The organism is uncultured Agrobacterium sp. (assembly GCA_913777615.1).
Classification (GTDB): domain Bacteria; phylum Pseudomonadota; class Alphaproteobacteria; order Rhizobiales; family Rhizobiaceae; genus Agrobacterium.
Window position 1 is genome coordinate 238,734 of the sequence record CAJYTK010000004.1, and the last position, 23,666, is coordinate 262,399.

At 57.7% G+C, this 23,666-nt stretch carries 22 protein-coding genes; 14 read left to right on the top strand and 8 right to left on the bottom strand.

The window, feature by feature from the left end; genetic code table 11:
- Window positions 1–143: 143 nt before the first annotated feature.
- The 6 genes from lgt to QZ862_RS03180 all read left to right on the top strand — a co-directional run bounded on the left by lgt (window position 144) and on the right by QZ862_RS03180 (window position 6,161).
- The gene (lgt, locus tag QZ862_RS03155; protein WP_296040703.1) at window positions 144–965 is read left to right on the top strand and encodes a prolipoprotein diacylglyceryl transferase; all 822 of its coding nucleotides are present in this window, start codon (window positions 144–146) and stop codon (window positions 963–965) included.
- Window positions 966–970: 5 nt separating this feature from the next.
- Window positions 971–2,071, top strand: coding sequence for a class I SAM-dependent methyltransferase (locus QZ862_RS03160; RefSeq protein ID WP_296040366.1), 1,101 nt, complete (start codon window positions 971–973; stop codon window positions 2,069–2,071).
- Between the two features lie 148 nt (window positions 2,072–2,219).
- Window positions 2,220–3,014 (top strand): peptidoglycan editing factor PgeF, encoded by a 795-nt coding sequence (gene pgeF, locus QZ862_RS03165; RefSeq protein ID WP_296097440.1) that lies wholly within the window; start codon window positions 2,220–2,222, stop codon window positions 3,012–3,014.
- Between the two features lies 1 nt (window position 3,015).
- A complete protein-coding gene (locus QZ862_RS03170; protein WP_296097443.1) occupies window positions 3,016–4,167 on the top strand; it encodes a Xaa-Pro peptidase family protein in 1,152 nt (383 codons plus the stop codon).
- Window positions 4,168–4,244: 77 nt separating this feature from the next.
- Window positions 4,245–4,952 carry a hypothetical protein gene (locus tag QZ862_RS03175; protein WP_296097446.1) on the top strand — a complete coding sequence of 236 codons (708 nt, stop codon included), beginning with the start codon at window positions 4,245–4,247 and terminating at the stop codon, window positions 4,950–4,952.
- A gap of 276 nt (window positions 4,953–5,228) precedes the next feature.
- Window positions 5,229–6,161 (top strand): ribose-phosphate pyrophosphokinase, encoded by a 933-nt coding sequence (locus tag QZ862_RS03180; protein ID WP_296014596.1) that lies wholly within the window; start codon window positions 5,229–5,231, stop codon window positions 6,159–6,161.
- 85 nt (window positions 6,162–6,246) lie between these two features.
- On the opposite strand, the gene QZ862_RS03185 is transcribed toward QZ862_RS03180, so the two are convergent.
- From QZ862_RS03185 to QZ862_RS03200, 4 genes are all read right to left on the bottom strand, one after another.
- Window positions 6,247–7,125 carry a phosphatase PAP2 family protein gene (locus tag QZ862_RS03185; protein WP_296097448.1) on the bottom strand — a complete coding sequence of 293 codons (879 nt, stop codon included), beginning with the start codon at window positions 7,123–7,125 and terminating at the stop codon, window positions 6,247–6,249.
- On the bottom strand, window positions 7,115–8,629 hold the full coding sequence (locus QZ862_RS03190) for a glycosyltransferase family 39 protein (protein ID WP_296097450.1): 1,515 nt from the start codon (window positions 8,627–8,629) through the stop codon (window positions 7,115–7,117). The genes QZ862_RS03185 and QZ862_RS03190 overlap by 11 nt, the downstream gene beginning before the upstream one ends.
- Before the next feature lie 228 nt (window positions 8,630–8,857).
- A complete protein-coding gene (locus tag QZ862_RS03195; RefSeq protein WP_296097452.1) occupies window positions 8,858–10,375 on the bottom strand; it encodes an aldehyde dehydrogenase family protein in 1,518 nt (505 codons plus the stop codon).
- Window positions 10,376–10,534: 159 nt separating this feature from the next.
- A complete protein-coding gene (locus QZ862_RS03200) occupies window positions 10,535–11,494 on the bottom strand; it encodes a helix-turn-helix domain-containing protein (protein ID WP_296085754.1) in 960 nt (319 codons plus the stop codon).
- Between the two features lie 282 nt (window positions 11,495–11,776).
- On the opposite strand from QZ862_RS03200, the gene QZ862_RS03205 reads away from it, so the two are divergent.
- The 8 genes from QZ862_RS03205 to QZ862_RS03240 all read left to right on the top strand — a co-directional run bounded on the left by QZ862_RS03205 (window position 11,777) and on the right by QZ862_RS03240 (window position 19,831).
- Window positions 11,777–12,421, top strand: coding sequence for a 50S ribosomal protein L25/general stress protein Ctc (locus tag QZ862_RS03205; RefSeq protein ID WP_296097455.1), 645 nt, complete (start codon window positions 11,777–11,779; stop codon window positions 12,419–12,421).
- 303 nt (window positions 12,422–12,724) lie between these two features.
- A complete protein-coding gene (locus QZ862_RS03210; protein WP_296097457.1) occupies window positions 12,725–15,121 on the top strand; it encodes a bifunctional diguanylate cyclase/phosphodiesterase in 2,397 nt (798 codons plus the stop codon).
- Window positions 15,122–15,143: 22 nt separating this feature from the next.
- A complete protein-coding gene (locus QZ862_RS03215; RefSeq protein WP_296040383.1) occupies window positions 15,144–15,872 on the top strand; it encodes a transporter substrate-binding domain-containing protein in 729 nt (242 codons plus the stop codon).
- Between the two features lie 93 nt (window positions 15,873–15,965).
- Window positions 15,966–16,682, top strand: a complete 717-nt coding sequence (gene pth, locus QZ862_RS03220) for an aminoacyl-tRNA hydrolase (protein WP_296097460.1) — start codon at window positions 15,966–15,968, stop codon at window positions 16,680–16,682.
- Between the two features lie 156 nt (window positions 16,683–16,838).
- Window positions 16,839–17,438 (top strand): exopolysaccharide biosynthesis protein, encoded by a 600-nt coding sequence (locus QZ862_RS03225; RefSeq protein WP_296097462.1) that lies wholly within the window; start codon window positions 16,839–16,841, stop codon window positions 17,436–17,438.
- A 112-nt stretch (window positions 17,439–17,550) separates the two neighbouring features.
- Window positions 17,551–18,654, top strand: a complete 1,104-nt coding sequence (gene ychF / locus QZ862_RS03230) for a redox-regulated ATPase YchF (protein WP_296097464.1) — start codon at window positions 17,551–17,553, stop codon at window positions 18,652–18,654.
- Between the two features lie 257 nt (window positions 18,655–18,911).
- Window positions 18,912–19,367, top strand: a complete 456-nt coding sequence (locus tag QZ862_RS03235) for a MaoC family dehydratase (RefSeq protein WP_296097465.1) — start codon at window positions 18,912–18,914, stop codon at window positions 19,365–19,367.
- The gene (locus QZ862_RS03240) at window positions 19,364–19,831 is read left to right on the top strand and encodes a MaoC family dehydratase (RefSeq protein WP_296014561.1); all 468 of its coding nucleotides are present in this window, start codon (window positions 19,364–19,366) and stop codon (window positions 19,829–19,831) included. The genes QZ862_RS03235 and QZ862_RS03240 overlap by 4 nt, the downstream gene beginning before the upstream one ends.
- A gap of 116 nt (window positions 19,832–19,947) precedes the next feature.
- On the opposite strand, the gene QZ862_RS03245 is transcribed toward QZ862_RS03240, so the two are convergent.
- From QZ862_RS03245 to petA, 4 genes are all read right to left on the bottom strand, one after another.
- Entirely contained in the window at window positions 19,948–20,490 is a 543-nt protein-coding gene (locus QZ862_RS03245) for an adenine phosphoribosyltransferase (protein WP_296014557.1), read from the bottom strand.
- A 318-nt stretch (window positions 20,491–20,808) separates the two neighbouring features.
- Window positions 20,809–21,720, bottom strand: coding sequence for a cytochrome c1 (locus QZ862_RS03250; protein ID WP_296014736.1), 912 nt, complete (start codon window positions 21,718–21,720; stop codon window positions 20,809–20,811).
- Window positions 21,721–21,741: 21 nt separating this feature from the next.
- Window positions 21,742–23,025: a cytochrome b N-terminal domain-containing protein gene (locus tag QZ862_RS03255; protein WP_296014556.1), complete on the bottom strand. Its 1,284-nt coding sequence runs from the start codon at window positions 23,023–23,025 to the stop codon at window positions 21,742–21,744.
- Window positions 23,026–23,038: 13 nt separating this feature from the next.
- Complete coding sequence (gene petA / locus QZ862_RS03260; RefSeq protein ID WP_296014554.1) at window positions 23,039–23,617, bottom strand: ubiquinol-cytochrome c reductase iron-sulfur subunit; 579 nt, start codon at window positions 23,615–23,617, stop codon at window positions 23,039–23,041.
- Window positions 23,618–23,666 lie beyond the last annotated feature (49 nt).

Consider the following 23,666-nt stretch of genomic DNA (forward strand, 5'->3'; position numbering starts at 1 on the left):
ACCGCTTCTCTTTCAATCGCCATTTTCGCCCGGCGGGAAAGCTGACGATCATGCAGCCTGCCTTCTGAAAACGCTGGCGTTTTCGATGACAACCAGAGAACGGAATACGCAATTTGTTTTCACCACTGGCGCCGCTGTCGATCATGCCGTTTCCCAACATCGATCCGATCGCCTTCTCCATAGGCCCGATATCGATTCACTGGTATGGCATAGCCTATGTCATGGGCATTCTGCTCGGCTGGTCATATGCCCGAAAGCTGAGCATGACGGACCGCCTGTGGCCGGGCGACAAGTCTCCAGTGACACCGGTTCACCTGGATGACTTCATCATCTGGGCCGCAGCCGGCATCGTGCTGGGCGGACGTATCGGCTATGTGCTCTTTTACGACCTCCCAGCCGTCATGGCGAACCCGGTGCGCGCCTTAGAGATCTGGAATGGCGGCATGTCCTTCCATGGTGGCCTCCTGGGCACGACGATCGCAATGATCCTCTTTGCCCGTAAAAACGGCATTCCGGTCTGGAGCATGTTCGACATCATCGCGGCCGTGGCACCCGTCGGCCTGTTCTTCGGGCGCATCGCAAATTTTATCAACGGCGAATTATGGGGCCGCCTGACGGATGTTCCGTGGGCCGTCGTGTTCCCGACAGGTGGGCCCTTTGCCCGTCATCCAAGCCAGCTTTACGAAGCGGGACTGGAAGGCATCGTGCTTCTGCTTGTACTCTCGGTCATGATCTGGGCGTTCAGAGCGCTGAAGGCGCCCGGCACCGTGACCGGCACCTTCGTTGCGGGCTACGCCCTGTCACGAATCTTCGTGGAGTTTTTCCGAGAACCCGACGCGCAAATCGGGTATCTCGCGGGGAACTGGTTGACCATGGGAATGGTTCTCTCCGCGCCCATGTTCGCGCTTGGCGTCTGGGCCATCCTTCGTGCGCGTTACGCTGCCAGCGCCCGGCAGAACGGATAAGTGCCATGCCAACGCCCCTTGCCCGTCGAATCAAGTCTCTCATTCGCCTCAACGGCCCCTTGAGCGTCACCGATTATTTCTCGCTCTGCCTCGCAGATCCCGAGCATGGCTATTACAAGACGCGCCAACCCTTCGGCCGCACCGGCGATTTCGTTACCGCGCCGGAAGTCAGCCAGCTTTTTGGCGAAATGCTCGGCGTCTTCATGGTCCATGCCTGGCAGCGCCACGGCCTGCCTGCCAATGTCAGGCTTGTCGAAATCGGCCCCGGTCGCGGCACGATGATGGCGGACATGCTGCGTGTCATCCAGCGCATTGCCACGCCTTTATACGACGCCATGAGCGTGCATCTGATCGAAACCAGCCCGCGTCTCACCGAGACGCAGCAGAAGACGCTTGCCACGCATGGGGGAAAGATCAATTGGCACGAAAGTTTTGACGATGTGCCTCCGGGCTTCCTGCTGATTGCCGCCAACGAGCTTTTCGATGCGATTCCCATCCGTCAATTCGTCAAGACGCCCCAAGGCTTCAGAGAACGCGTCGTGAGCCTCAGCGAGGATGACGAGCTCATCTTCACCGCCGGCATCGCCAGCATCGATCCAGATCTCCTGCCGCCAAAGCCGGAAAGGCAGGCGCTTGGCACCATCTTCGAATATTCCCCTGCCAGGGAAGCAGTCATGGCGGCGCTGTGCGAGAGGCTGAAACTCCACGGCGGCACGGCGCTGATCATCGACTATGGCCATATGGTGTCTGGCTATGGCGACACAATGCAGGCACTGAGAATGCATGAATACGATCCCGTTCTGGCCAATCCTGGCGAAGCCGACCTCACAAGCCATGTGGATTTCGAAAGCCTGACGAAGACGGCCACCGCCAGCGGCGTTCATATCAATGGCTGTCTGCACCAGGGCGACTTTCTCTACGGGCTTGGGCTACGAGAGCGGGGCCAGGCTTTGGCGGCGGCGGCAACGCCCGACCAGACGCTGGATATCGCGGAAGCCATCAACCGTCTGGCAGGCGAAGGCGCTGGCAAGATGGGAGAGCTCTTCAAGGTATTGGCCGTGTCGAGCCCAGCTGTCCATCTGCTCCCCTTTCGTCCACTGGATTGACAGAGACAGGTGGCTTGGGCCACCATTGTCCTCATTCGAAGCAGAAACAAATCTGCCGGACGGCATCGTTTGAGATGCGCTCATCGGAAACACTCGCTCAGAATCATCCCTCAAAAAATCGGCGACACCGCAAAGGATTGAACACCCCATGCAGGACGACACGCTGCCGCTTCCCGTTCAAAGCGACCTGCTTCAGGCCGCATCCAGAAACGGCATACGCCATGGTTTCTTCACCCGTGAAGGCGGTGTATCGACAGGCATCTACCGCGGACTGAACGTCGGCCTCGGCTCGCAAGACGATCGCGAGGCGGTTTTGGAAAACCGTCGTCGCGTGGCGCAGTGGTTCGGCTTTCCTGTCGAGCGACTCGCAACCGTCCACCAGATTCACTCGCCCAATGTGGTCGTCATCGACAAAACCTATGACGGCGCAAGACCGCAAGCCGATGCCATGGTGACGGCAACGCCCGGCATTATCCTTGGCGTATTGAGCGCAGATTGCGGTCCGATTCTCTTTGCCGATAGCCAGGCCGGCGTCGTCGGCGCAGCCCATGCAGGCTGGAAGGGGGCAGTCCATGGCGTACTGGAAAACACAATCGACAGCATGGTCGCCCTCGGCGCTCGCCGCGAAAACATTACCGCCGCCCTCGGCCCTTCGATTGCGCAGGAAAATTACGAGGTCGGACCGGAGCGCGTCCAGAACCTCAAGACGCTCGACGCCGCCTATGAGCGATACCTTGCGCCATCGCAAAACAATGGTCATGCCCATTTCGATCTGAAGCAGCTTACGATGGATCGCCTGACCAAGGCGGGAGTGCAGGCCGAAAACCTCCATCTCTGCACCTATCCGGACGACAAGCGCTTCTTTTCCTTTCGCAGAACTACGCATCTGTCCGAACCGGATTACGGGCGGCAGATCTCAGCAATAGCAATTTTGGAGACTTAAGATGGCTCTACACTTCGAACCCGCCGAATTCGAGGCGCGTCGTGCCCGGCTGATCGAGAAGATGGCCGAGGAAAAGCTGGATGCCGTACTGCTCTTTGCTCAGGAAAGCATGTACTGGCTGACCGGCTACGACACCTTCGGCTACTGCTTCTTCCAAACGCTGATCGTCAAGGCGGACGGCTCCGTGGCGCTGCTGACCCGTTCGGCCGATTTGCGCCAGGCACGCCACACGTCCAATATCGAAAACATCTACATCTGGGTGGATCGCCTGAATGCCGATCCGACGCTCGATCTGAAGAACCTCATGAGCGAAATGGATCTGCTCGGCTGCCGCGTCGGCATCGAGTTCGACACCCATGGGATGACCGGTCGAGTTTCGCGCCTTTTGGATAACCAGCTTGCAAGCTTCTGCCAGATCGTCGATGCCTCCTATCTTGTCAGCACGCTTCGCCTCGTCAAAAGCCCCGCCGAGATTGCCTATGCAAAGCGCGCCGGTGAGCTTGCCGATGACGCACTCGATGCCGCAATCGCCCTGATCAAGCCGGGCGCGGATGAGGCCGATATTCTCGCCGCCATGCAAGGTGCTGTGTTTTCCGGCGGCGGCGATTATCCCGCCAACGAGTTCATCATTGGCTCCGGCCCGGACGCGCTGTTGTGCCGCTACAAGTCTGGACGTCGCAAGCTCGATACCAAGGACCAGATCACGCTCGAATGGGCAGGCGCGAGCGCCCACTATCACGCCGCGATGATGCGAACCGTGGTGATCGGCGAACCGGAGTTCCGTCATAAGGAGCTCTACAATGCCTGCGCGGAAAACATTCGCGCCATCGAAGACGTGCTTCGCCCCGGCAACACATTTGGCGATGTCTTTGACGTTCACGCGAAAATCATGGACGAGCGCGGCCTCACCCGCCATCGCCTGAATGCCTGCGGTTACTCCCTTGGCGCACGCTTCTCTCCCTCCTGGATGGAGCATCAGATGTTCTACGCCGGCAACACGCAGGAAATCCTGCCGAACATGACGCTCTTCGTCCACATGATCATCATGGACAGCGACGCAGGCGTCGCCATGACGCTCGGCCAGACCTATGTGACCACGGAAGGCGCACCCCAGTCATTGTCACGCCACGGGCTCGACATGTTGACCGCCTGATTTGACTCCGGGCTCAAACGCCACTTAAATCACAAGGGTCCTGGGGAGGGCGTAATGATGATGAAGAGATGCAGGAAATGAAAAGGCTTGGCGCGCTGCTCGCGATTCCAGGTCTCGCCGTCGCTCTTTGCGCATGCAACACCAGCGATGCGTTGACGCCGCAGGTCAATGTCGGACATAGTCAAACGCCATCCACCCCGGTCACCCAGGGCGATCTCGACCAGATGGCAGCAGCAGCCGATCGCACCGGCTCCGGCGTCGCTCCACAGGTGCCGGCCTACGCGCCGCAAAACACCTTGCAGGCGCAAGCTCAGGCAATGAGCGGCGGCGTTCAGTATGGCCAAGCCGTTGCGCGCCAGCCAGGACAGCCGGTGCCGGCAGAGGCCCGGCAGCAGACGGCCGCGCTCGCGCCTTCCGGTTCCGGCAGCATCCGCTTCCTGCCGATCATCGGGGCACCGGTACAGGCTGTCACGCCGCTTTCTCGGCAGCTGGGCGCGGAGGCACGTTCCAAAGGCCTGACGATCCTTCCCTCCGCCGACACGTCGGCAAACAACATCCTAAAGGGCTACCTCTCCGCTTTTGCGGATGGCGGCAAGGTCACCATTGTCTATGTCTGGGACATCCTCGATACCAATGGCGCACGCCTCCATCGCCTCCAGGGCCAGGAAACGGTGCCATCACGAGGCGGCGATCCATGGTCGGCAGTCACCGATAGCGTCATGCAAAAGATTGCGGCCAGAACGCTGGATGATTACCAGGCATGGCGACAGACAGCGCGTGGATAAATACAATCCATACGATGGGAAAAGTCCCGCCGCCGATCCAATCGATTGAATAAGGTCTGCGAAACACGTGAGTCATAAAGTTTTCACGAAAATCATGGGTAACGCAGTTCCGGCTATTGCATTCACGGGCAACAGCGCTATTAAGGCGCCCATGGCAAAACGGCATGTCCGGCGCCCTTCTGGGCCGGGTATTCCTTCCCGTTGAACGACGCACTGGCCGCGGAACAGACTAAAACGTCCGGGCTCAAGCGATGGCATGGAAAACAGGCGGCACCCATGAAGGTTTTCGCAGGCAATTCGAACCGGCATCTGGCCGAAGCGATCTGCAAGTATCTCAATGTTCCCCTGGGAAATGCCACAGTAAAACGGTTTGCGGACCAGGAAATTTTCGTAGAAATCAGTGAAAATGTCCGTGGTGAAGATGTATTCGTCGTCCAATCCACATCCTTTCCGGCTAATGACCACCTGATGGAACTGCTGATCATGATCGACGCCATGCGTCGTTCTTCGGCAAAGCGCATCACCGCCGTTCTCCCCTATTTCGGCTACGCCCGCCAAGACCGCAAGGCTGGCCCAAGAACACCAATCTCCGCCAAGCTCGTTTCCAATCTGATTACCGAAGCCGGCGCCGATCGCGTTCTAACGCTCGATCTTCACGCCGGTCAGATCCAGGGCTTCTTCGATATCCCGACGGACAATCTCTTCGCGGCACCTATTCTCGCACGCGATGTCAAGGAACATTACGACACCAATAACGTCATGGTGGTTTCACCGGACGTCGGCGGCGTGGTCCGCGCCCGTGCGCTTGCCAAGCGTCTCGACTGTCTGCTCGCCATCGTCGACAAACGCCGTGATCGCCCGGGCGAATCCGAGGTCATGAACGTTATCGGCGACGTTTCGGGTAAGGACTGCATCCTGATCGACGACATTGTCGATTCCGGTGGAACGCTCTGCAACGCCGCCGAAGCGCTTCTCAAGAACGGCGCAACCAGCGTTACCGCCTATATCACCCACGGCGTCCTTTCTGGCGGTGCCGTCGCGCGTGTTTCCTCATCCAAGCTGCGTGAACTCGTCATCACCGACAGCATCCAGCCCACCACCGCAGTCCAGTCCGCGCATAATATCCGTGTCATCACCACAGCGACACTGCTTGGCGAAGCGATCAACCGCACGGCTCTGGAACAGTCCGTTTCTGGTCTCTTCGACTAAAGCGCACGAGCGAATCTGAAAGATCACGGCATGCTCCAAGACGCAGCCGTGTCATCAGCATCTGGAATTCGCAACGCGCCTATGATTACTCCGCGGCAATCTGTGTCCGTCTAGAGATAAACCCTGCCCTCTCCTTCGCGGTCCGCGCCGAAAGGGCTCTCCCTACCTCCACCACTTTGCGCAGGGTCGCTCTCAGCAACTGAAGACAGCGAACGCTCGATCGGCGGAGAATAACCCGGACGTCCGATGAAACCGGACCGGCAGCGAACACGGATCTGCACTGCCCAATTGCCAGAAGTCGGTAGAGGATAAGCGTGGTCAGCGCGGCAAAAAGGATCGACATTGTCGTGTCGCTCAAAAAATGCCGTCCCGCCGCCATGCGCATTGTAGCCGTCACAATCATTAAAAACGCGGCTACGACGCCACAGGCGAATTTGCCTCTTCGCGACAGATGCGGCCACAGCAACACACAGACCGGAAGAAGGACGCTTGCGATCAGCGCGGTCTCTCCAGACGAAAAAGAACAGTTCTTGAAGCACTGATTGCTGAGTTGGAAGGCTGGCGTAAATGCCTGGAAGCCGCCGAACTCTGCGACACCATCGGGCCTAGCACGCCCCAGCCAGGTCTTCAGGACGCCGTTCACCAGCAATCCTGCACACACCAGCGTGTTTCCCCAGATGAAGGCCCAGACCCGCCACCCGGTCTGCTGCTTCGAACCGATCAGGACATTACCGAGAAAAATTAGAAAGGCGACGACGGCGAAGATTTCTCCACCATGACGCAGCACATCTCTCCAGAAACTGAAGTCTGGGCCAAGGCCCATCCAATCACCCCGTTGTCCATTGAAAAAGAACGCCGAGACCTCAAGATCGATAAAGGGGAAGACTGCAAAGATTATGACAGCGAGCAGCGTCAAGACAGTAAGCCAGATGGTAAGCCGCATATGAACGATATCATGATCCATGATTTGTCCCTTCAAAACATGAAGACGGTATTCTCCAGAGGCCGACGATGGCTCTTTCCATGAAGCCGGCCGAAGCCACCCAATGGCTCTGGGGCTTCTCATCCTTGATGCAGGACGGCAAAGAATCGGCGCGTGACAGCAGAAGTGCGTTCGCCTCCTCGCCAGGTTGCAACGGATAAAGCAGCGCATAATGGCTGGAAGGCAGCTGCGGCGCCTCGTTCCAGGCGCGTGGCGCGATGCGCCGATCGTCTCTCAACTCATAGAACATTTCCGCCAGAAAGGAGCGGTCGGCGGCGACAAGAATATTGGCGTGCATTTTTTCCGCGTCGGCAATGGCTGTCGAAACCACAGCTGAGCGCCCCAGATAGCGCTTCAAGGCAAGATCGCCATTGGGGAGTCGCAACTCGGTACCGAAGATGGTGAGAAGGGGCAGGATGACAGCAACAGTGGTGTTCAAAATGAGCGATGCCCGCATCCAACGCGGTCTCGCCGCAAGCCACGGTGTCGCCAGCAGAATACCTGCCGCATAAGCCCCGACCGCCCAGTTGGCGAGCGCGCGCGAGATCAAAGCTTGCGCCGTCATCAACAGGAGAAGCGGAATGCTCAAGGCAGAAAGCGAACGCGTTGTCGGATGTCTCATGTCACCCAAGGCCATCAGCATTGCGATGAAGACGAAGGGTCCGACGACACCGGCTTGAGCACCGAAGAAGCCAAGCGCCGAGCCGAAATTGAGGCTTGCGGCATTCCAATGCGCGATCGATACCGTGTGACGGGCGGTCGCGAAGTCATGCGCGTAGTTCCACCAAAGATTTGGCGAAACGACGACCAAGGCAACAAGCCCTACCAGCAAGGCATGCGACCACCGTATCCGCCAGCCCTTGTCCAGATAGGCGGCAAGCGGGACGAACGGGAACAGAAACGCCATGGCATATTTGGAGAGAAAACCGAGCCCGACCGTCAGCCCCAGTCCCACGGCCAGCAAAAGAGCATAAGACCCCGCATAGTCTTTCTCCGTGGCAAGCCTGCGCCACAGGATCATCGATAGCACGATGAAGAGCAACATCGGCGTGTCGGTGGAAATCAAGAGACTGGACAGCGACACGCCGGGCAGCGTGATATAGACGATTGCAGCCAGCGCCCCGATCCGCACATCATAGAGCATGCGTCCGAGATGGAGCATTGCAGCAGCCGTCAGCGCATGCAGGATGGGTGCCGCAAGACGAACCTCAAACGTCCCCTCCCCGCCAGAGATCCAGGTGGTGAGACGAATGACCCAGCCAATCAAGGGCGGCTTGGAGTAAGCTCCAAAAGCCATTTCCCGGCTCCACAGCCAGTACTGCGCCTCGTCGACGAAGAGATCTGTCCTGTTGAAGGCGAGACAGACAATGCGAAACACTGTGATGCCGAGGACTGAAAGGAGACAAATCGCGATCCAGCGCGAACTTTCCGTCTCCAGCCTGCCGAAGCGTTCACCGCCACGAAATTCTCCGGCAATCCCGCTCATGAGCGGCACCCATGGGCGGTGCGAGCGACGTGAAAAAGATAAAAAAATAAATGGCGCATATCGATCCACGCAAAAATAACGAGGAGGATATGCGCCTGTTTGATGACACCTTTACGTCAATTCAGACCGCTTCGATACAAACCGCATCTGCGCTCGCCCGAAGCTTTGCCTGAACCTCAGTGGACCTCGCCACCGGCAGACTGCCTGCGGCGCCGAGGTCCAATATTGTCAGAAGAAGCCAAGCTTGTTGGGGCTGTAGGACACAAGCAGGTTCTTGGTCTGCTGATAATGATCGAGCATCATCTTGTGGGTTTCGCGACCGATGCCCGACTGCTTGTAGCCACCGAAAGCCGCCCCTGCCGGATAGGCGTGGTAGCAATTCGTCCAAACGCGTCCAGCTTCGATACCGCGACCTGCGCGATAGGCAAGGTTGGTATCGCGGCTCCAGACACCGGCACCAAGACCATAAACCGTGTCGTTGGCGATTTCGATGGCTTCTTCCACTGTCTTGAAGGTGGTGACGGAAACGACGGGACCGAAGATTTCCTCCTGGAAGACCCGCATCTTGTTATTGCCTTCAAAAATGGTCGGCTGAATGTAGAAGCCGTCCTTGAGATTGCCGGAGAGCGATTTCTTGTCGCCGCCGGTCAACACTTTCGCGCCTTCCTTCTTGCCGATTTCCAGGTAGCCCATGATCTTGTCGAACTGTTCCTGAGACGCCTGCGCGCCGATCATGGTGGAAGCGTTCAGCGGATCGTCCTGGCTGATTGCTTGTACGCGCTTCAGCGCCTTTTCCATGAAGCGGTCATAGATCGATTCATGCACAAGCGCGCGGGATGGGCATGTGCAGACCTCGCCCTGGTTCAGCGCGAACATGGCAAAGCCTTCGAGCGCCTTGTCGAGGAAGGCGTCATCCTCATTCATCACATCGGCAAAGAATACGTTCGGCGACTTGCCGCCAAGTTCCAGCGTGATGTTGGTGACGTTGTCTGCCGCATAACGCATGATCTCCTTGCCGACAGACGTCGAGCCAGTGAAGGCGATCTTGGCGATGCGGTTGCTCTGCGCCAGCGGCTTGCCGGCTTCCGTGCCAAGGCCGTTGACGATATTGACCACGCCCGGCGGCAGCAGGTCTTCGATCAATTCCATGACGAGCAGGATCGAGGCGGGCGTCTGCTCTGCAGGCTTCAGCACCACGCAGTTGCCGGCGGCAAGCGCTGGCGCAAGCTTCCAGGCCGCCATTAGGATTGGGAAGTTCCATGGAATGATCTGGCCGACGACTCCAAGCGGCTCATGAAAATGATAGGCGACCGTGTCGTTGTCGATCTGGCCGATCGAGCCTTCCTGGGCACGGATACACCCTGCGAAATAACGGAAGTGATCAATGGTCAGCGGAATATCGGCATTGGTGGTCTCGCGCAGCGGCTTGCCGTTATCCCAGGTTTCCGCCCGGGCGATAAGATCGAGATTGTCTTCGATCCGCTGGGCAATCTTCAAGAGAATGTTGGAGCGCTCCGTCACGCTGGTGCGACCCCAGGCGGCACGCGCCTTATGCGCGGCATCGAGTGCGGCTTCAATGTCGCTTGCATCGGATCGCGGCACTTCGCAAATCTTCTGGCCGGTAACGGGGGAGATGTTGTCCATATAGCGCCCGGACTTCGGCTCCACCCATTTGCCGCCGACATAGTTGCCGTATTTCAGTTTGAACGGTGTCTCACCCGCTTTGTGCTGAACTTGGATGTTCATGTTTTCATCCTCCCTGATGAACAACGATCGATGTGCGATCGCGTGAAGAGAGGTTGTGCCGACAATGGGGCAAATCAAAGGGGTCAGATCGCGTTCCGCACTGCACAGTGTGTCACATCTGCGACAACGCCCGCGCCAATCCGGCGCGGTTTGCCCGCTTCAGTGGACCGCGAGTTTCTTCATCTTTCGGTGCAGAGTGGCGCGGCTGATGCCGAGCAGTTCAGAGGCTTGCGTGACGTTGCCGTTGGTACGCGCCAGAACGCGCCGGAGTGCGGCGCGCTCGGCCTCCATGAGATCGCTTCCTTTGTCATGCCGCTCTTCCTTGAGAGCGTCGGACGCCGCAATCCCTTGTGCAATCCGCGCATCGTCTAGCCGAAGCGCAAGCCTGGCCGCACGGGTAGCGCCCAGAATAATATCGTCCTGATCGACGGCAAGCAGCGAAAGCATGGTGGAATGGGCGGAAGGCACCATCAAGATGCGCGCACCCGGAAAGGCGCGCCGGAAAAGATTGCCCTCGATGCGCTGTGCCGCATCGCGCACGGTCTGCGTCACCATCGAAAAAGTCAGTTCGTTGATATCGTCGCGGCAGGTGGAGATATCGAGTGCGCCCGTAACCTGCCCACGGTGATCGCGGATCGGTGCTGTCGTACAGGACAGGTTGATGTTGGAGCTGAAGAAGTGCTGGTCGCGATAGACCACTGCAGGCCGCTCATCGGCAAGCGCTGTGCCGATACCGTTGGTGCCAACACTGGCCTCGCTCCACAGCGCGCCCGACCAAAGCCCCGCCTTGCGGAAATCCTCGTCATCGCCAGCGGCCCCCCGTCGTTCCAACGCCACACCCTTGGCATCGGTCAGAAGCAGGCAGCACCCTGCCCTTCCGACGGTCGAAAAGATTCGATCGATCTCATCCGCACTCTCGGCCAGAAGGTCGAATGCCTCGTCGCGAGCCTTGCGAAACTCCGCTTCCGAGAGAAGGATCGGCTTGCGGTTTTCCTCCGGTGCCAGATGATGCATGGTCATGCACCGCCGCCATGACGCGACGATAGGAGAACTTGCGGCAGCGGATGAATGATTGGCGCTCTCATAGACATGAGTGGCATGTGCGGCGTCGTTCGACATAGGCTCCTCCCAAAGCGTTCCTTATGGTGCGCCGGTTGAAGCAGTCTTTCAACAGTAAAATAGTCGCATGCGGGAGCACCGGACGGTGGCGACGCAGCCACATGCGCGTGATGGGGTCGCACGCGAACACGGCCTTGCCTTTGCGGCAACTTTATACTATAGCGCGCGCATCCGTGTAGACACCCTTGGAGGCAACGCGGTCGGGTTGGCGCAGGCGCCGCCCCAGTTCTCGTCAGGCTTTGCCTGTTTGAACTCTCCATATAACCTCGAAAAGGAAATGCCATGAGCAAAGAAACTTATGAGCTCAAGGCCGAGGCGCGCGAACGAGTTGGTAAGGGGTCCTCTCGTGAACTTCGCCGCAACGGTTTGATTCCCGCTGTCATCTATGGTGACAAGCAGGCCCCGATTTCTATCGCGATTTCGACCAACGAAATCACCAAGCGCATCCACGGCGGCGGCTTCATGACGACGATCGCAACGATCGACGTCGACGGCAAGAAGTACAAGGTTCTGCCGAAGGACTACCAGCTGGACCCGGTTCGTGACTTCACGATGCACGTGGACTTCCTGCGCGTTTCGGCAAACTCGAACGTCACTGTCGAAATCCCGGTTCACTTCATCAATGAAGACAAGTCCGAGATCAAGACCGGCGGCGTTCTGAACATCGTTCGCCACACGATCGAAGCCAACGTTCCTGCGAACCAGATTCCGGATGCGATCACCGTCGACCTCGAAGGTCTGAAGATCGGTGACAGCGTTCATATCTCGCAGATCAAGCTGCCGAAGGCCGTTACCCCGACGATCACCGATCGCGACTTCACCGTTGCAACGATCGTTCCGCCGGTTGTCGACCTTGTTGAAGACGACGCCGCTGCTGATGAAGCAGAAGCCGCAGACGCTGCGGAAGACGAAGACAAGTCCGAATAAAACCTCTCGGGTCGTTTCGAAAAAGAGCCCCGTATCGAAAGATGCGGGGCTTTTTTATGCGCGCTTTGCCGCGCGGCGCGTGACCGCCAGATCGATTGCAGGCCTAGCCGTGCGCGCTGAATTCAACAAACGATTAAGCATCCTGTGAAAGGATACCTAAAATCTTTGGCTTTAGAACCGCTATTGGAACCAACCTTGGAAGATAGGTGAATGTGATCGCGCAGTCGCGGCTATCTCGGCGCAATGTATCGCCCGAGCTTGAAGCGGGATTAAAGGCGCTCTGTGGAGTCGTAGAGAGGGTAGATGACCCATTCGGTGGAAAGGCGCTTTCTAGCAATCGTGTCCGGCGTCTTGCTGGCCATTGTCACACCGCTTTTTACGCTTCTGTTGTCTCTCTCCTATAGCGAGGCGACATCCAGCCAGGCAGACCGACTCGAAATTCTCATCGTGGCCAATGCACAGGCGCTGGGGCGTCCACTCTGGGACCTGGACGACGACAGTATCAACCAGATCACCGGAAATCTGATCACAGATCCGGCAATCTATATGGTCCGCGTCAAGGATAGCTTCGGCCAGTTGGATGTCACCCAGACATCCAGCACCCCCCGCACCGGCAAAATCTCCTCCATGAGCCGGGATATTTTCTACAAGAACCTGGACGGAGAAACGAAGGTCGGCACCATAAAGGTCTTCTTTCACAATATCAGTCTGTTCTCGTCTTTGAACGGGATCGCGCTTTCCTTTCTGTCGATCTTCGTTCTGGCGATATTGGCTGTTTTCGCCGCGGCAATCATCGGTAACCGGATGATGGTCATGCGCCCGCTCATGCGCCTTACGGCTGCGATCGAGGCGACGCGCCGACTGGGCTCCCGCCATCATGTCGATTGGCAATCAAGCGATGAAATGGGGCGGCTCGCCCAAAGCTTCAACGAGATGCAAACTCAGCTTGACCGCGAGGAACACGAAATCAAGCGGGCGCATCGGCGCACAGCGGAAATCTACAACCGCACGCCTGCCATGCTGTTCTCACTCGATCCGAACAACCGCATCGCAGCAGTCTCCGATTACTGGGTGAAGGCGACCGGCTACAGCCGTGAGGAAGCGTCTGGTTGCTGCTTCGAGGCGTTTCTCCATCCCGATGATCGCGAAAGCTTTCGCCAACGCCATCAAAACCGCGCTTCCGGCCAAGCGGATGATTCCGGCGCCGCCGAACTCACTGTCCGCTTCATCTGCGCCGACGGGCGGTCGATGGATGTGCTGATTTCCGAGAAAACATTGGAAACCAGCATCGAAGAGGCCAGCGCGGATATCTTGTGTGTCATGACGAATGTCACCGAACTTCGCCAGTCAGAACAGCGCAACGGCTTGCAGGCGATTTCCGATCATCTCACCGGACTGCTGAACCGTCAGGGCTTCGAGGCAATGTTGGATCAGAAAATTCTGACCGTCGATGCGACCGAGACCGAGCTTGCCTGCCTCTTCATCGACCTGGATCGTTTCAAGAACATCAACGACAATTTCGGCCATGCGGCGGGAGATAGTGTTCTCAAACAATTTGTCGAGCGTTTGAAAAGCGTCCTCCATCCCCAGGATTCGGCTTCAAGGCTCGGCGGCGACGAGTTCGCTCTTCTGCTGACCGGTAGCGACGCAGAAGAGCGCGCCTTGAAGCTTTGCGACAAGATCGGCGCCATGTTCAATGAACCCTTCATGGTCAACGGCCAAGGCATTCGTCTGAGTGCCAGCATCGGTGTCGCCATGTATCCCGAGCATGCCAGCAGCGCCTCCGAACTTTTGCAGCGCTCCGACCTTGCCATGTATACCAGGAAGCGGGCCGGCAAGAATGGTGCGCAGGTTTTCGATGCCGCGATCATGAACGAGACGCGCCAGCGGGCGGAGATCGAACGGGAGATCGAGCAAGCCATCGAGGAAAACTTGCTCGAAGCCCACTTCCAACCCATCCTCAACCTGACGACAGGCGCGACATGTGGCTTCGAGGCCTTGATGCGGCTTCATCATCCGCAAAAGGGTCTTCTTCCACCCGGCCCGATCATTCGCGCCGCTGAGGACAATGGTAGCATCAAGCGTCTCGGCAATATAATTCTTGAACAGTCGATCAGGAACCTTGCCGAACTCTCTGAAGTTCCAGGACTCGAAAACGCCTATGTCGCCGTCAATTTCTCCGCGCAACAATTTGAAACCGGGCTACCCACTCGTATTGCCGGCTTGCTGCACCGTTACGGCGTTATTCCAACAAGGCTTGTCCTGGAAATCACCGAAGCGGTTCTGATGCACGACGACCCGCAGGTCCGCGCAGTCCTCAACGCGCTGGGTCAGCTTGGGTGCCGCATTGCGCTGGATGACTTCGGCACCGGATACTCGTCCCTGAGCTACCTCAACCGCTTCCCTGTCGACATCGTCAAGATCGATCAGTCTTTCACGCGCTCCATCAGCGATGACGCGCAGGATATCAGCAAGAAGAGCCGCATGCTGGTCGAAGGTATCAGCGCGATTTCGCACAAGATGAACTGCCTGGTAATTGCCGAAGGGGTGGAAACCGAAGAGCAGATGAAGATGCTGCAGGAGATTGGCGTAGACTGTGGTCAGGGCTATCTGTTTTCCAGACCGAGCGCTATAGATGTCCTCGCAGAAAAATACCGGACGTTCGGAGAGATGAGCAAGAGACTGAGGTCCGCGACATAAACGCTGCGTGAGGGGGGGAGCAATGTTACGACTTTGTCTTCTGTGGGCCGGATTGTCAGCCTGCCTGCTGGCGGCAACATCTGCCAAGGCGGAAAAATTGATCCTGTCGACGGAGTATTATCCGCCGTACAATGTGCGCGATGCAAACGGTCAGCCAAGCGGTGTCTACTGGGATCAACTGAAGATCATTCTGGAGCGAACCGGCACGCAATATGAAGCGACCGTCATGCCCTGGGCACGCGCAATGAAGCTGGCCGAAACCGCGCCGATGCATTGCGTGTTCGCTGCGGCCCGCACCGCAGAGCGTGAAAACCGCTTCAAATGGGTGTCGCCTATCCACACCGATCGCAACGTTCTGGTCGCACGCAAAGACCACGTCTTGAAGATCGCGACACTGCAGGATGCAAAGGCCTATACGATCGGAACCCAGCGAAACGACTATACGGAAGCGCTGCTGCGCTCGATGAATTTTCCGCGCATCGATGTCAGCGCGGACTTCAACAACACGCTTTCAAAACTGATCGCTGGCCGGATCGACATGATGCCCATGTCTGAAAGCGCCCTTAAAAATCTTCCTCAGCATGAACTCACAGAGGTCATCACCTTTAGCAAACAAAGGCTTGGCATGGCCTGCAACAAAAGCGTGCCGGACAGTCTCATCGAAAGAATGCAGAAAGTGCTGGATGATCTGATTGCCGACGGCACCCAGCGGCGCATCTATGAGAAGTACGGTCTGGTCATCAGCGAGTAAGCGGACCGCTTTCGTTTCCTGCACAAAAAAGTTGACACTGGCTGCGTTTCGCGTTGGTGAGAAGACAACACTTGACTGAAACGGAATGCGTCCATGATCATCATAGCCGGTCTCGGCAACCCAGGCAGCCAGTATGCCGGCAACCGCCATAATATCGGCTTCATGGCCGTCGACGCCCTGCAACGCCTGGCGTCGTTCACACCATGGTCGAAAAAGTTCAAGGCCGAAATCTCAGAGGGTGAGATCGCGGGTGAAAAAATCCTGCTGATGAAACCGCTGACATTCATGAACCTCTCGGGCGAAGCCGTTGGCGAAGCGATGCGCTTCTACAAACTGAAGCCCTCCGACGTTATTGCTATCCATGATGAGCTTGACCTGCCCGCCGGTCGCGCCCGCGTGAAGATCGGCGGCGGCCATGGTGGCCATAATGGCCTGAAATCACTCGATGCCCATTGCGGCAAGGACTATCGGCGCCTGCGCCTCGGCATCGGCCACCCGGGTGACAAGGACCGTGTTCACGGTCATGTCCTTGGCGATTTTGCCAAGGCGGACAAGGCGTGGCTCGAGCCGCTGCTCGACGCGATCGCCGATAATGCCGCCATGCTGGTGAAGGGTGAAGACTCTCAGTTGATGAACAAGCTTGCGCTCGCAACAGGCGCCAAGTCAGACGCTGACAAGCCTGCAAAGACGGCGAAACCGGCGGGCCAGTCGCACATCCATCAGGCCCGCAATCATGCGCAGCCGAAAAAGCTGCCGGAAACCGGGCCTATGGCAGAGATGCTCAAAAGGATGTTCGGCAATAAGGATTGAGGCTTTCGAGCGCGTCAATAGAGGCTCAACGTCGGCGCGCGGTGACTTGAAACGACAAGCGCCGTCCCCATTTCATTCCCATGACGCATAACGACCAATCCACCCTCTTTTTCTACGACGTGGCGATCCATGGATAAGGAAGCGCCTCATAAAAGCATGGCAGCAGCCCTCAAGCATCTGCCCCATGGGCTTCCCGAGCGCGTCTCGCTCGATGATCTGCTTGACCGCCTGGGCGACAAGGCGATCGCCTTCGTGCTCCTGGTCTTTGCCATTCCCGCTATCATACCGACCCCGGGCATTCCGGCAGGAATGATTTTCGGGACAGCGCTTGCCATACTGTCGTTGCAGATCATCTTTCGGGCGCGAAGACTTGTGCTGCCGAGTGTCCTCGGCCGTCTCGCTGTCTCGCGCTCCATCATCGAACTGACGGCGGAAAAAGCAGCGCCCCGATTGGAAAAACTGGAGCGCCTGCTGAAGCCACGCGGTCATGTGCTGGCAAGATTTGCAGGGCAGACGCTGCTCGGCATCGTGATCTTCCTGATGGCCGTAATCATCGCTCTGCCCATTCCGTTCGGCAATATGCTGCCTGGCATTACCGTTCTGATCATCGCGTTGGCAATCGCTCAACGCGACGAGCTGGCGTTGCTTGGCGGCCTCCTGATGGCGGTGGTGTCGCTGCTTGCAACACTCGCCATCGTCTATGGCGGGTGGGCGCTCATCTCCAGCTGGTTTGGCCTTGGTCAGCCCGCGGCATAACGGGCAAAGGGCGGAATTCTCGTCCTTTGCGGCAACAAGGCTTGACCTTGTCCCGCCGTTTCCGCAAAAGGCTGGCAATCGAATTTTCAAAAGTTAAAGACAGGTTCAAGCCATGGGCTTCAAATGCGGTATCGTCGGCCTGCCGAATGTCGGCAAGTCCACACTCTTCAACGCGCTGACGAAAACGGCAGCAGCACAGGCAGCCAACTATCCCTTCTGCACCATCGAGCCGAATACCGGTGAAGTCGCGGTGCCGGACGCGCGCATGCGCGTTCTGGCCGATATCGCCGGTTCGAAAGAAATCATCCCGACACGCATCTCGTTTGTCGATATCGCCGGTCTGGTTCGCGGCGCATCCAAGGGTGAAGGTCTCGGCAACAAGTTCCTTGCCAATATTCGTGAGGTGGACGCTGTCGTTCACGTGCTGCGTTGCTTCGAAGATGACGACATCACCCACGTCGAAGGCCGCATCAATCCGGTCGGCGACGCCGAGACCATCGAAACGGAACTGATGCTGGCCGACCTGGAGAGCCTCGAGCGCCGCGTCGAGCAAACGCGCAAGCGGGCAACCTCGAAGGACAAGGAATCGCTGGCACAGCTGCCTGTCATGGAAGCCGTCATCAAGCTCCTCAATGAAGGCAAGCCTGCCCGTCTTCTTCTAAAGACGCTGGCAGCAGACGAGATCGAAGTCCTCAAGGGCCTGAACCTCCTCACATCGCATCCGGTTCTCTACGTTTGCAACGTGGCGGAAGCCGATGCCGTGGATGGAAACGAGCACACCAAAGCTGTTGCCGAAATGGCAAAGGCGCAGGGTGCCGAATGCGTCATCATCTCGGCTGCGATCGAATCTGAAGTTGCCCAGCTTCCAGAAGAAGAATCCAAGGAGTTCCTGTCGGCGCTCGGCCTGGAAGAGGCTGGTCTCGACCGCCTGATCCGCGCCGGGTACCATCTGCTTGATCTGATCACCTACTTCACGGTAGGCCCGAAGGAATGCCGCGCCTGGACCATCGTTCGCGGCACCAAGGCACCGCAGGCAGCGGGCGTCATCCATACGGATTTCGAACGTGGCTTCATTCGCGCCTTCACGATCGGCTACGACGACTACGTCGCCTACAAGGGTGAAGTGGGCGCCAAGGAAGCCGGCAAGGGCCGCGATGAAGGCAAGGAATATGTCGTTCAGGATGGCGATGTCATCCACTTCCGCTTCAACACCTGATCGGTTTTTAGTACGGCAGCTGCATGCCGGCAGTATTTGGACGGTGCCGACATGACTGCACCGTCTCTTCAAAAAGCAAATCTGCTCGCCTTCCCATGTGGGCCCTGTCCGACGAAACAATCATGCCTCGACTCTCAGCGAGGCATCCTGCGGGTATCGTTCGTCAGTTCTATCATGCCGAAGCTAATCTGACCTTTACGTAAAGGGAATATTGGCGTTAGCTTGAGTTCAACGTCACGGGACGGAGGAGTAAGCTCGTGAAATACAGTTTTGAAGATTTTGCCCCCGGGCGCAGTTTTCCGCTTGGACCAAAGAAGGTAACGGCGGAAGAGATCGTTGAATTCGCATTGGAATTCGATCCGCAGCCGATGCATCTCTCCGAAGAGGCTGGCAAGGCCAGCATTCTGGGCGGCCTTGCCGCGTCAGGTTGGCACACATGCGGCATGCTGATGCGCATGACTGTGGATAGCTACATCGGCCATTCAAGCTCCCAGGCGGGATTGGGCGTGGATTTCGTCGAATGGAAGAAGCCTGTTCTGGCGGGAGACACGCTGAGCGGCACATCTACGGTGGTTGAGCGTCGCGTGTCAAAGTCCAGGCCCGGGCGCGGCGTTGTCAAACTTCGCCACGAACTGCAAAATCAACATGGCGACACCGTCTGCATCGTCGAATTGAACGCCATGCTGGCGACATCGGTGGAGGCAACGCCATGAAGTTCATCGAGCTATACCCTGTCGGTGAGAAACTGGAGCTGGGGACGATCCATTTCTCAGCGGAATCGATTATCCGTTATGCCGAGAAGTTCGATCCTCAGCCATTTCACCTAAGCGAAGAAGGCGCCAAAAACTCCGTCTTCGAGGGCCTGTGTGCGTCCGGTTGGCAGACCAGTGCGTCATGGATGAAGTGCTTCCTCAGCTACTGGACGAAGGAAGTGAAGCGATTGACGAGCGAAGGAATCGAGCCACCGAAACTTGGCCCCTCGCCCGGCCTCACCAAGCTCAAATGGCTGCATCCGGTCTATGCTGGCGACGACATCACCTATTTCGCCACACTCCTAGCCGCCCGTCCACTGGCATCACGTCCCGGCCTGTTGTTGAACACGACGCTCAATGAAGGCGTCAATCAACGTGGAGAACTGGTGGTGACTTTCGAAAGCAAGGTGCTGGAATTCGAATAAGTTTTCGGCTCCAGATCATGTCGCGCAGCACGTTGGCAGGCGCGACATGCGCATTGAGAGAATGAACACCCTCTCGGTTTTTTTCAGACAACGAGCCTGTCCGCCCGATGACATGATTAATGCCCTGCGAACTCCACGAGCGTGCGGACTTCGACGCCAAGGTCTTCCAGCTTCTTGCGCCCGCCAAGATCGGGAAGGTCGATGACAAAGCAGGCGGAAACGATTTCTGCACCCATCTGGCGAAGCAGCTTGACGGCACCTTCCGCCGTTCCTCCGGTTGCAATCAGATCGTCCACCAGAATGACCTTCTCACCCGGTTGGACTGCATCGACATGCATCTCCATCTCGTCGACGCCATATTCGAGACTATAGGCCACGCGCACCGTCGTGTGCGGCAGCTTTCCCTTTTTACGGATCGGTACGAAGCCGGTGGAAAGCTGATGGGCCATCGCGCCGCCGAGAATGAAGCCACGGGCTTCAATACCAGCGATCTTGTCAACCTTGGTGCCCGCATAGGGCTGCACGAGCTCGTCGACGGCACGGCGAAATGCCCGAGGATTGCCGAGCAGGGTCGTGATGTCACGGAACACGATCCCAGGCTTGGGATAGTCGTTGATGGAGCGAATGGCGGCAGCAAGCTCCGAGGCAATAGTCGTCATGGCATGTCCAGTTGAAGTATCGGGTTGGAAGTTGGCGGCACCTTATCAAGTTGATGTCCGTGAACCAACGAAAAAGGACTGGTGTTAGTCCGCACGTTAAATCCCGGTGACCGCCGCGCAGACGTCTTTGAATGAGTAACTGAGAGAGCAAGGAACGACAGAGAGCTGGAAGCGCCTCATCGGCCCCTCGCCTCAACGTGGGCGGCACGACACGGACAGCCATCGTTCAAAATTCACGTCATCAAGCCCTTCCGCTATTGCATAGAAAAGCCCCCACGGAAGACCGTGGGGGCCGTAAAACGCAGGAACTCAAAACTATCAGTGCTCTTTTCGCGAATAGACCGCCTTTTTCGTGAGATAGAGCAGCGCCGTGAAGATGAGCAGGAACACGATGACCATGAAGCCGGTGCGCTTGCGCTCTTCCAGGTGCGGCTCGGCAGCCCACATCAAGAATGCGGAGATGTCTCTGGAGTATTGCTCCAGAGTTTGTGGCGTGCCGTCATCATAGGTTACCTGATCGTTGCTGATAGGCTGGGCCATCTTCAACGACGTCGCGCTGGCGAAGTAAGGATTGAAGTGCGTGCCTTCCGGCACCTTGTAATCCGATCCATCCGGGTTCTTGATGCCGGCTGGCGGCTCCTGATACCCCGTCAGCAAGGCGTGGATATAATCCGGGCCGCCTTCCTGATAACCGCCGATAACCGGGATCATGTCGATGATGAACTGCGGGAAGCCACGCTCCACGCCGCGTGCCTTGGCAAGCAGAGACATGTCCGGTGGTGCGGCACCACCATTGGAGGCAGCAGCCGCTTCCTTGTTCGGATAGGGCGATGGGAAGTGGTCGGATGGAACGGCCTTGCGGGTGAACATCTCACCATCCGCATTCGGACCGTCCTGAACTTCATATTCCGCCGCGAAGGCCTTCACCTGATCTTCCGAATAGCCCAGGCCGGTCAACGTTCGAAAGCTGACCAGATTCATCGAGTGGCACGCGGAACAGACTTCCTTGTAGATCTTCAGGCCACGCTGGAGCTGGCCCTTGTCATATTTACCAAAAGGGCCGGCGAAAGACCATTTTTCCTCATGCGGTTTGAGGATCGGGAAATGCCCGCCCGCAATTGCATGGGTCGTCTTCGAGGCCAGATCATCGTGGCCTTCCTCTGCTGCCGATGCTGCGGTAAATCCACCGAGAGCGGCAATGAGCGCGATGCCCGTTACAAGCTTCTTCATTGTCATCATTTTCTCCCGCACTCAGATCTTCACGCCGGCAGGCGTGCCGTTTGCCGCCTTGGCGTTCTTTTCAAGAACAGCCTCGGTGATCGAATTCGGAATGCGCCTTGGCGTCTCGAACAGGCCGAGAAGTGGCATGATGATGAGGAAGAAACCGAAGTAGTAGAGCGTTCCCAGCTGCGACATCGTCACGTAGAGGCCTTCCGCCGGGCGCGAGCCGAGCCAGCCGAGCATGATGGAATTGGCAACGAAGATCCAGAAGAACAGCTTGTACCAGGGACGATAGACCGCAGAGCGAACCTTGGAGGTATCGAGCCATGGCAGGAAGAACAGCACGACGATCGCGCCGAACATCACCAGAACGCCGCCGAGCTTGGAATCGATCGGACCGATATTGAAGGTGATGGCACGCAACATGGCGTAGAATGGCAGGAAGTACCATTCCGGCACGATGTGAGCCGGCGTCTTCAACGAGTCCGCCATGATGTAGTTGTCTGGGTGGCCGAGGAAGTTCGGCATGTAGAAGACGAACCAGGCATAGGCGATCAGGAAGATCGATACGCCAAGCGCATCTTTCAGCGTTGCATACGGCGTAAACGGAACCGTGTCCGTCTTGCTCTTGACTTCGACACCCGTCGGGTTGGTCTGGCCGGTCACATGCAGCGCCCAGATGTGCAGGATAACGACACCGGCAATCATGAAGGGCAGCAGGTAGTGAAGCGCGAAGAAGCGGTTCAGCGTCGGCTGATCAACGGCAAAGCCACCGAGCAGAAACTGCTGGATCCACTCGCCGACCAGCGGGAAGGCGGTGAAGAAGCCGGTGATGACGGTCGCGCCCCAGAAGGACATCTGACCCCAAGGCAGAACGTAGCCCATGAAGCCGGTCGCCATCATCAGAAGGAAGATGACGCAGCCGAGGATCCAGAGGATTTCGCGCGGCGCTTTGTAGGAACCGTAATAGAGACCACGGGCAATATGCAGATAGACCGCGATGAAGAAGAAGGACGCGCCATTGGCATGCATGTAGCGCAGCAGCCAGCCATGGTTCACGTCGCGCATGATCTTCTCGACGGAGGTAAAGGCGACCGTCGTTTCGGCAGCATAATGCATGGCAAGCACCACGCCCGTCAGGATCTGCACGATCAGCATGACGGCAAGCATGGCACCGAAGGTGTAAGCGTAGTTCAGATTGCGCGGAACCGGATAGGCCACGAAGCTGTCATAGATCATACGCGGTAGCGGGAGGCGGGAATCGACCCATCTTTCGATGCCGGTCGATGGCTGGTAACTGGAATGACCACTCATTTCATCTGTCCCCTTATCCGATTCTGATCACGGTATCGGATGTGAATGCGAAGGTCGGAATATGCAGGTTTTCCGGCGCCGGACCTTTGCGAATGCGGCCCGCCGTATCGTAGTGCGAGCCATGGCAGGGACAGAACCACCCGCCGAAATCGCCCGCCTGACCGAGCGGAACGCAGCCGAGATGGGTACAGGAACCGATCATGACGATCCAGTTTTCCTTGCCCTGTCCGGCCGAACGATCGACGTCGGTAGCCTGTGCATCGGGTGCAAGGTTGGCGTTACGGGCAACCGGGTCCTTCAGCTGCGCCAGTTCCACGGCGTTGGCTTCCTGGATTTCCTTTTCCGTGCGGTTGCGAATGAAGATCGGCTTTCCGCGCCACTTCACGGTCAGAGACATGCCGGGTTCGACGCTGGCAACATTGACCTCGATGGACGCGAGAGCGAGCGTGGAGGCATCCGGGCGCATCTGGTCGATGAAAGGCCATGCGACGGCGGCGGCGCCGACGGCACCAGCCATACCCGTTACAAGATATAGAAAATCGCGACGGGTGGGTTCACCCGAGGCGTCATGGTCATTTACGTGCTCGCTCACCGCTACACCATCCTCTGCGCTAATTTCGTTGAAAATCGCATGAGTCCTC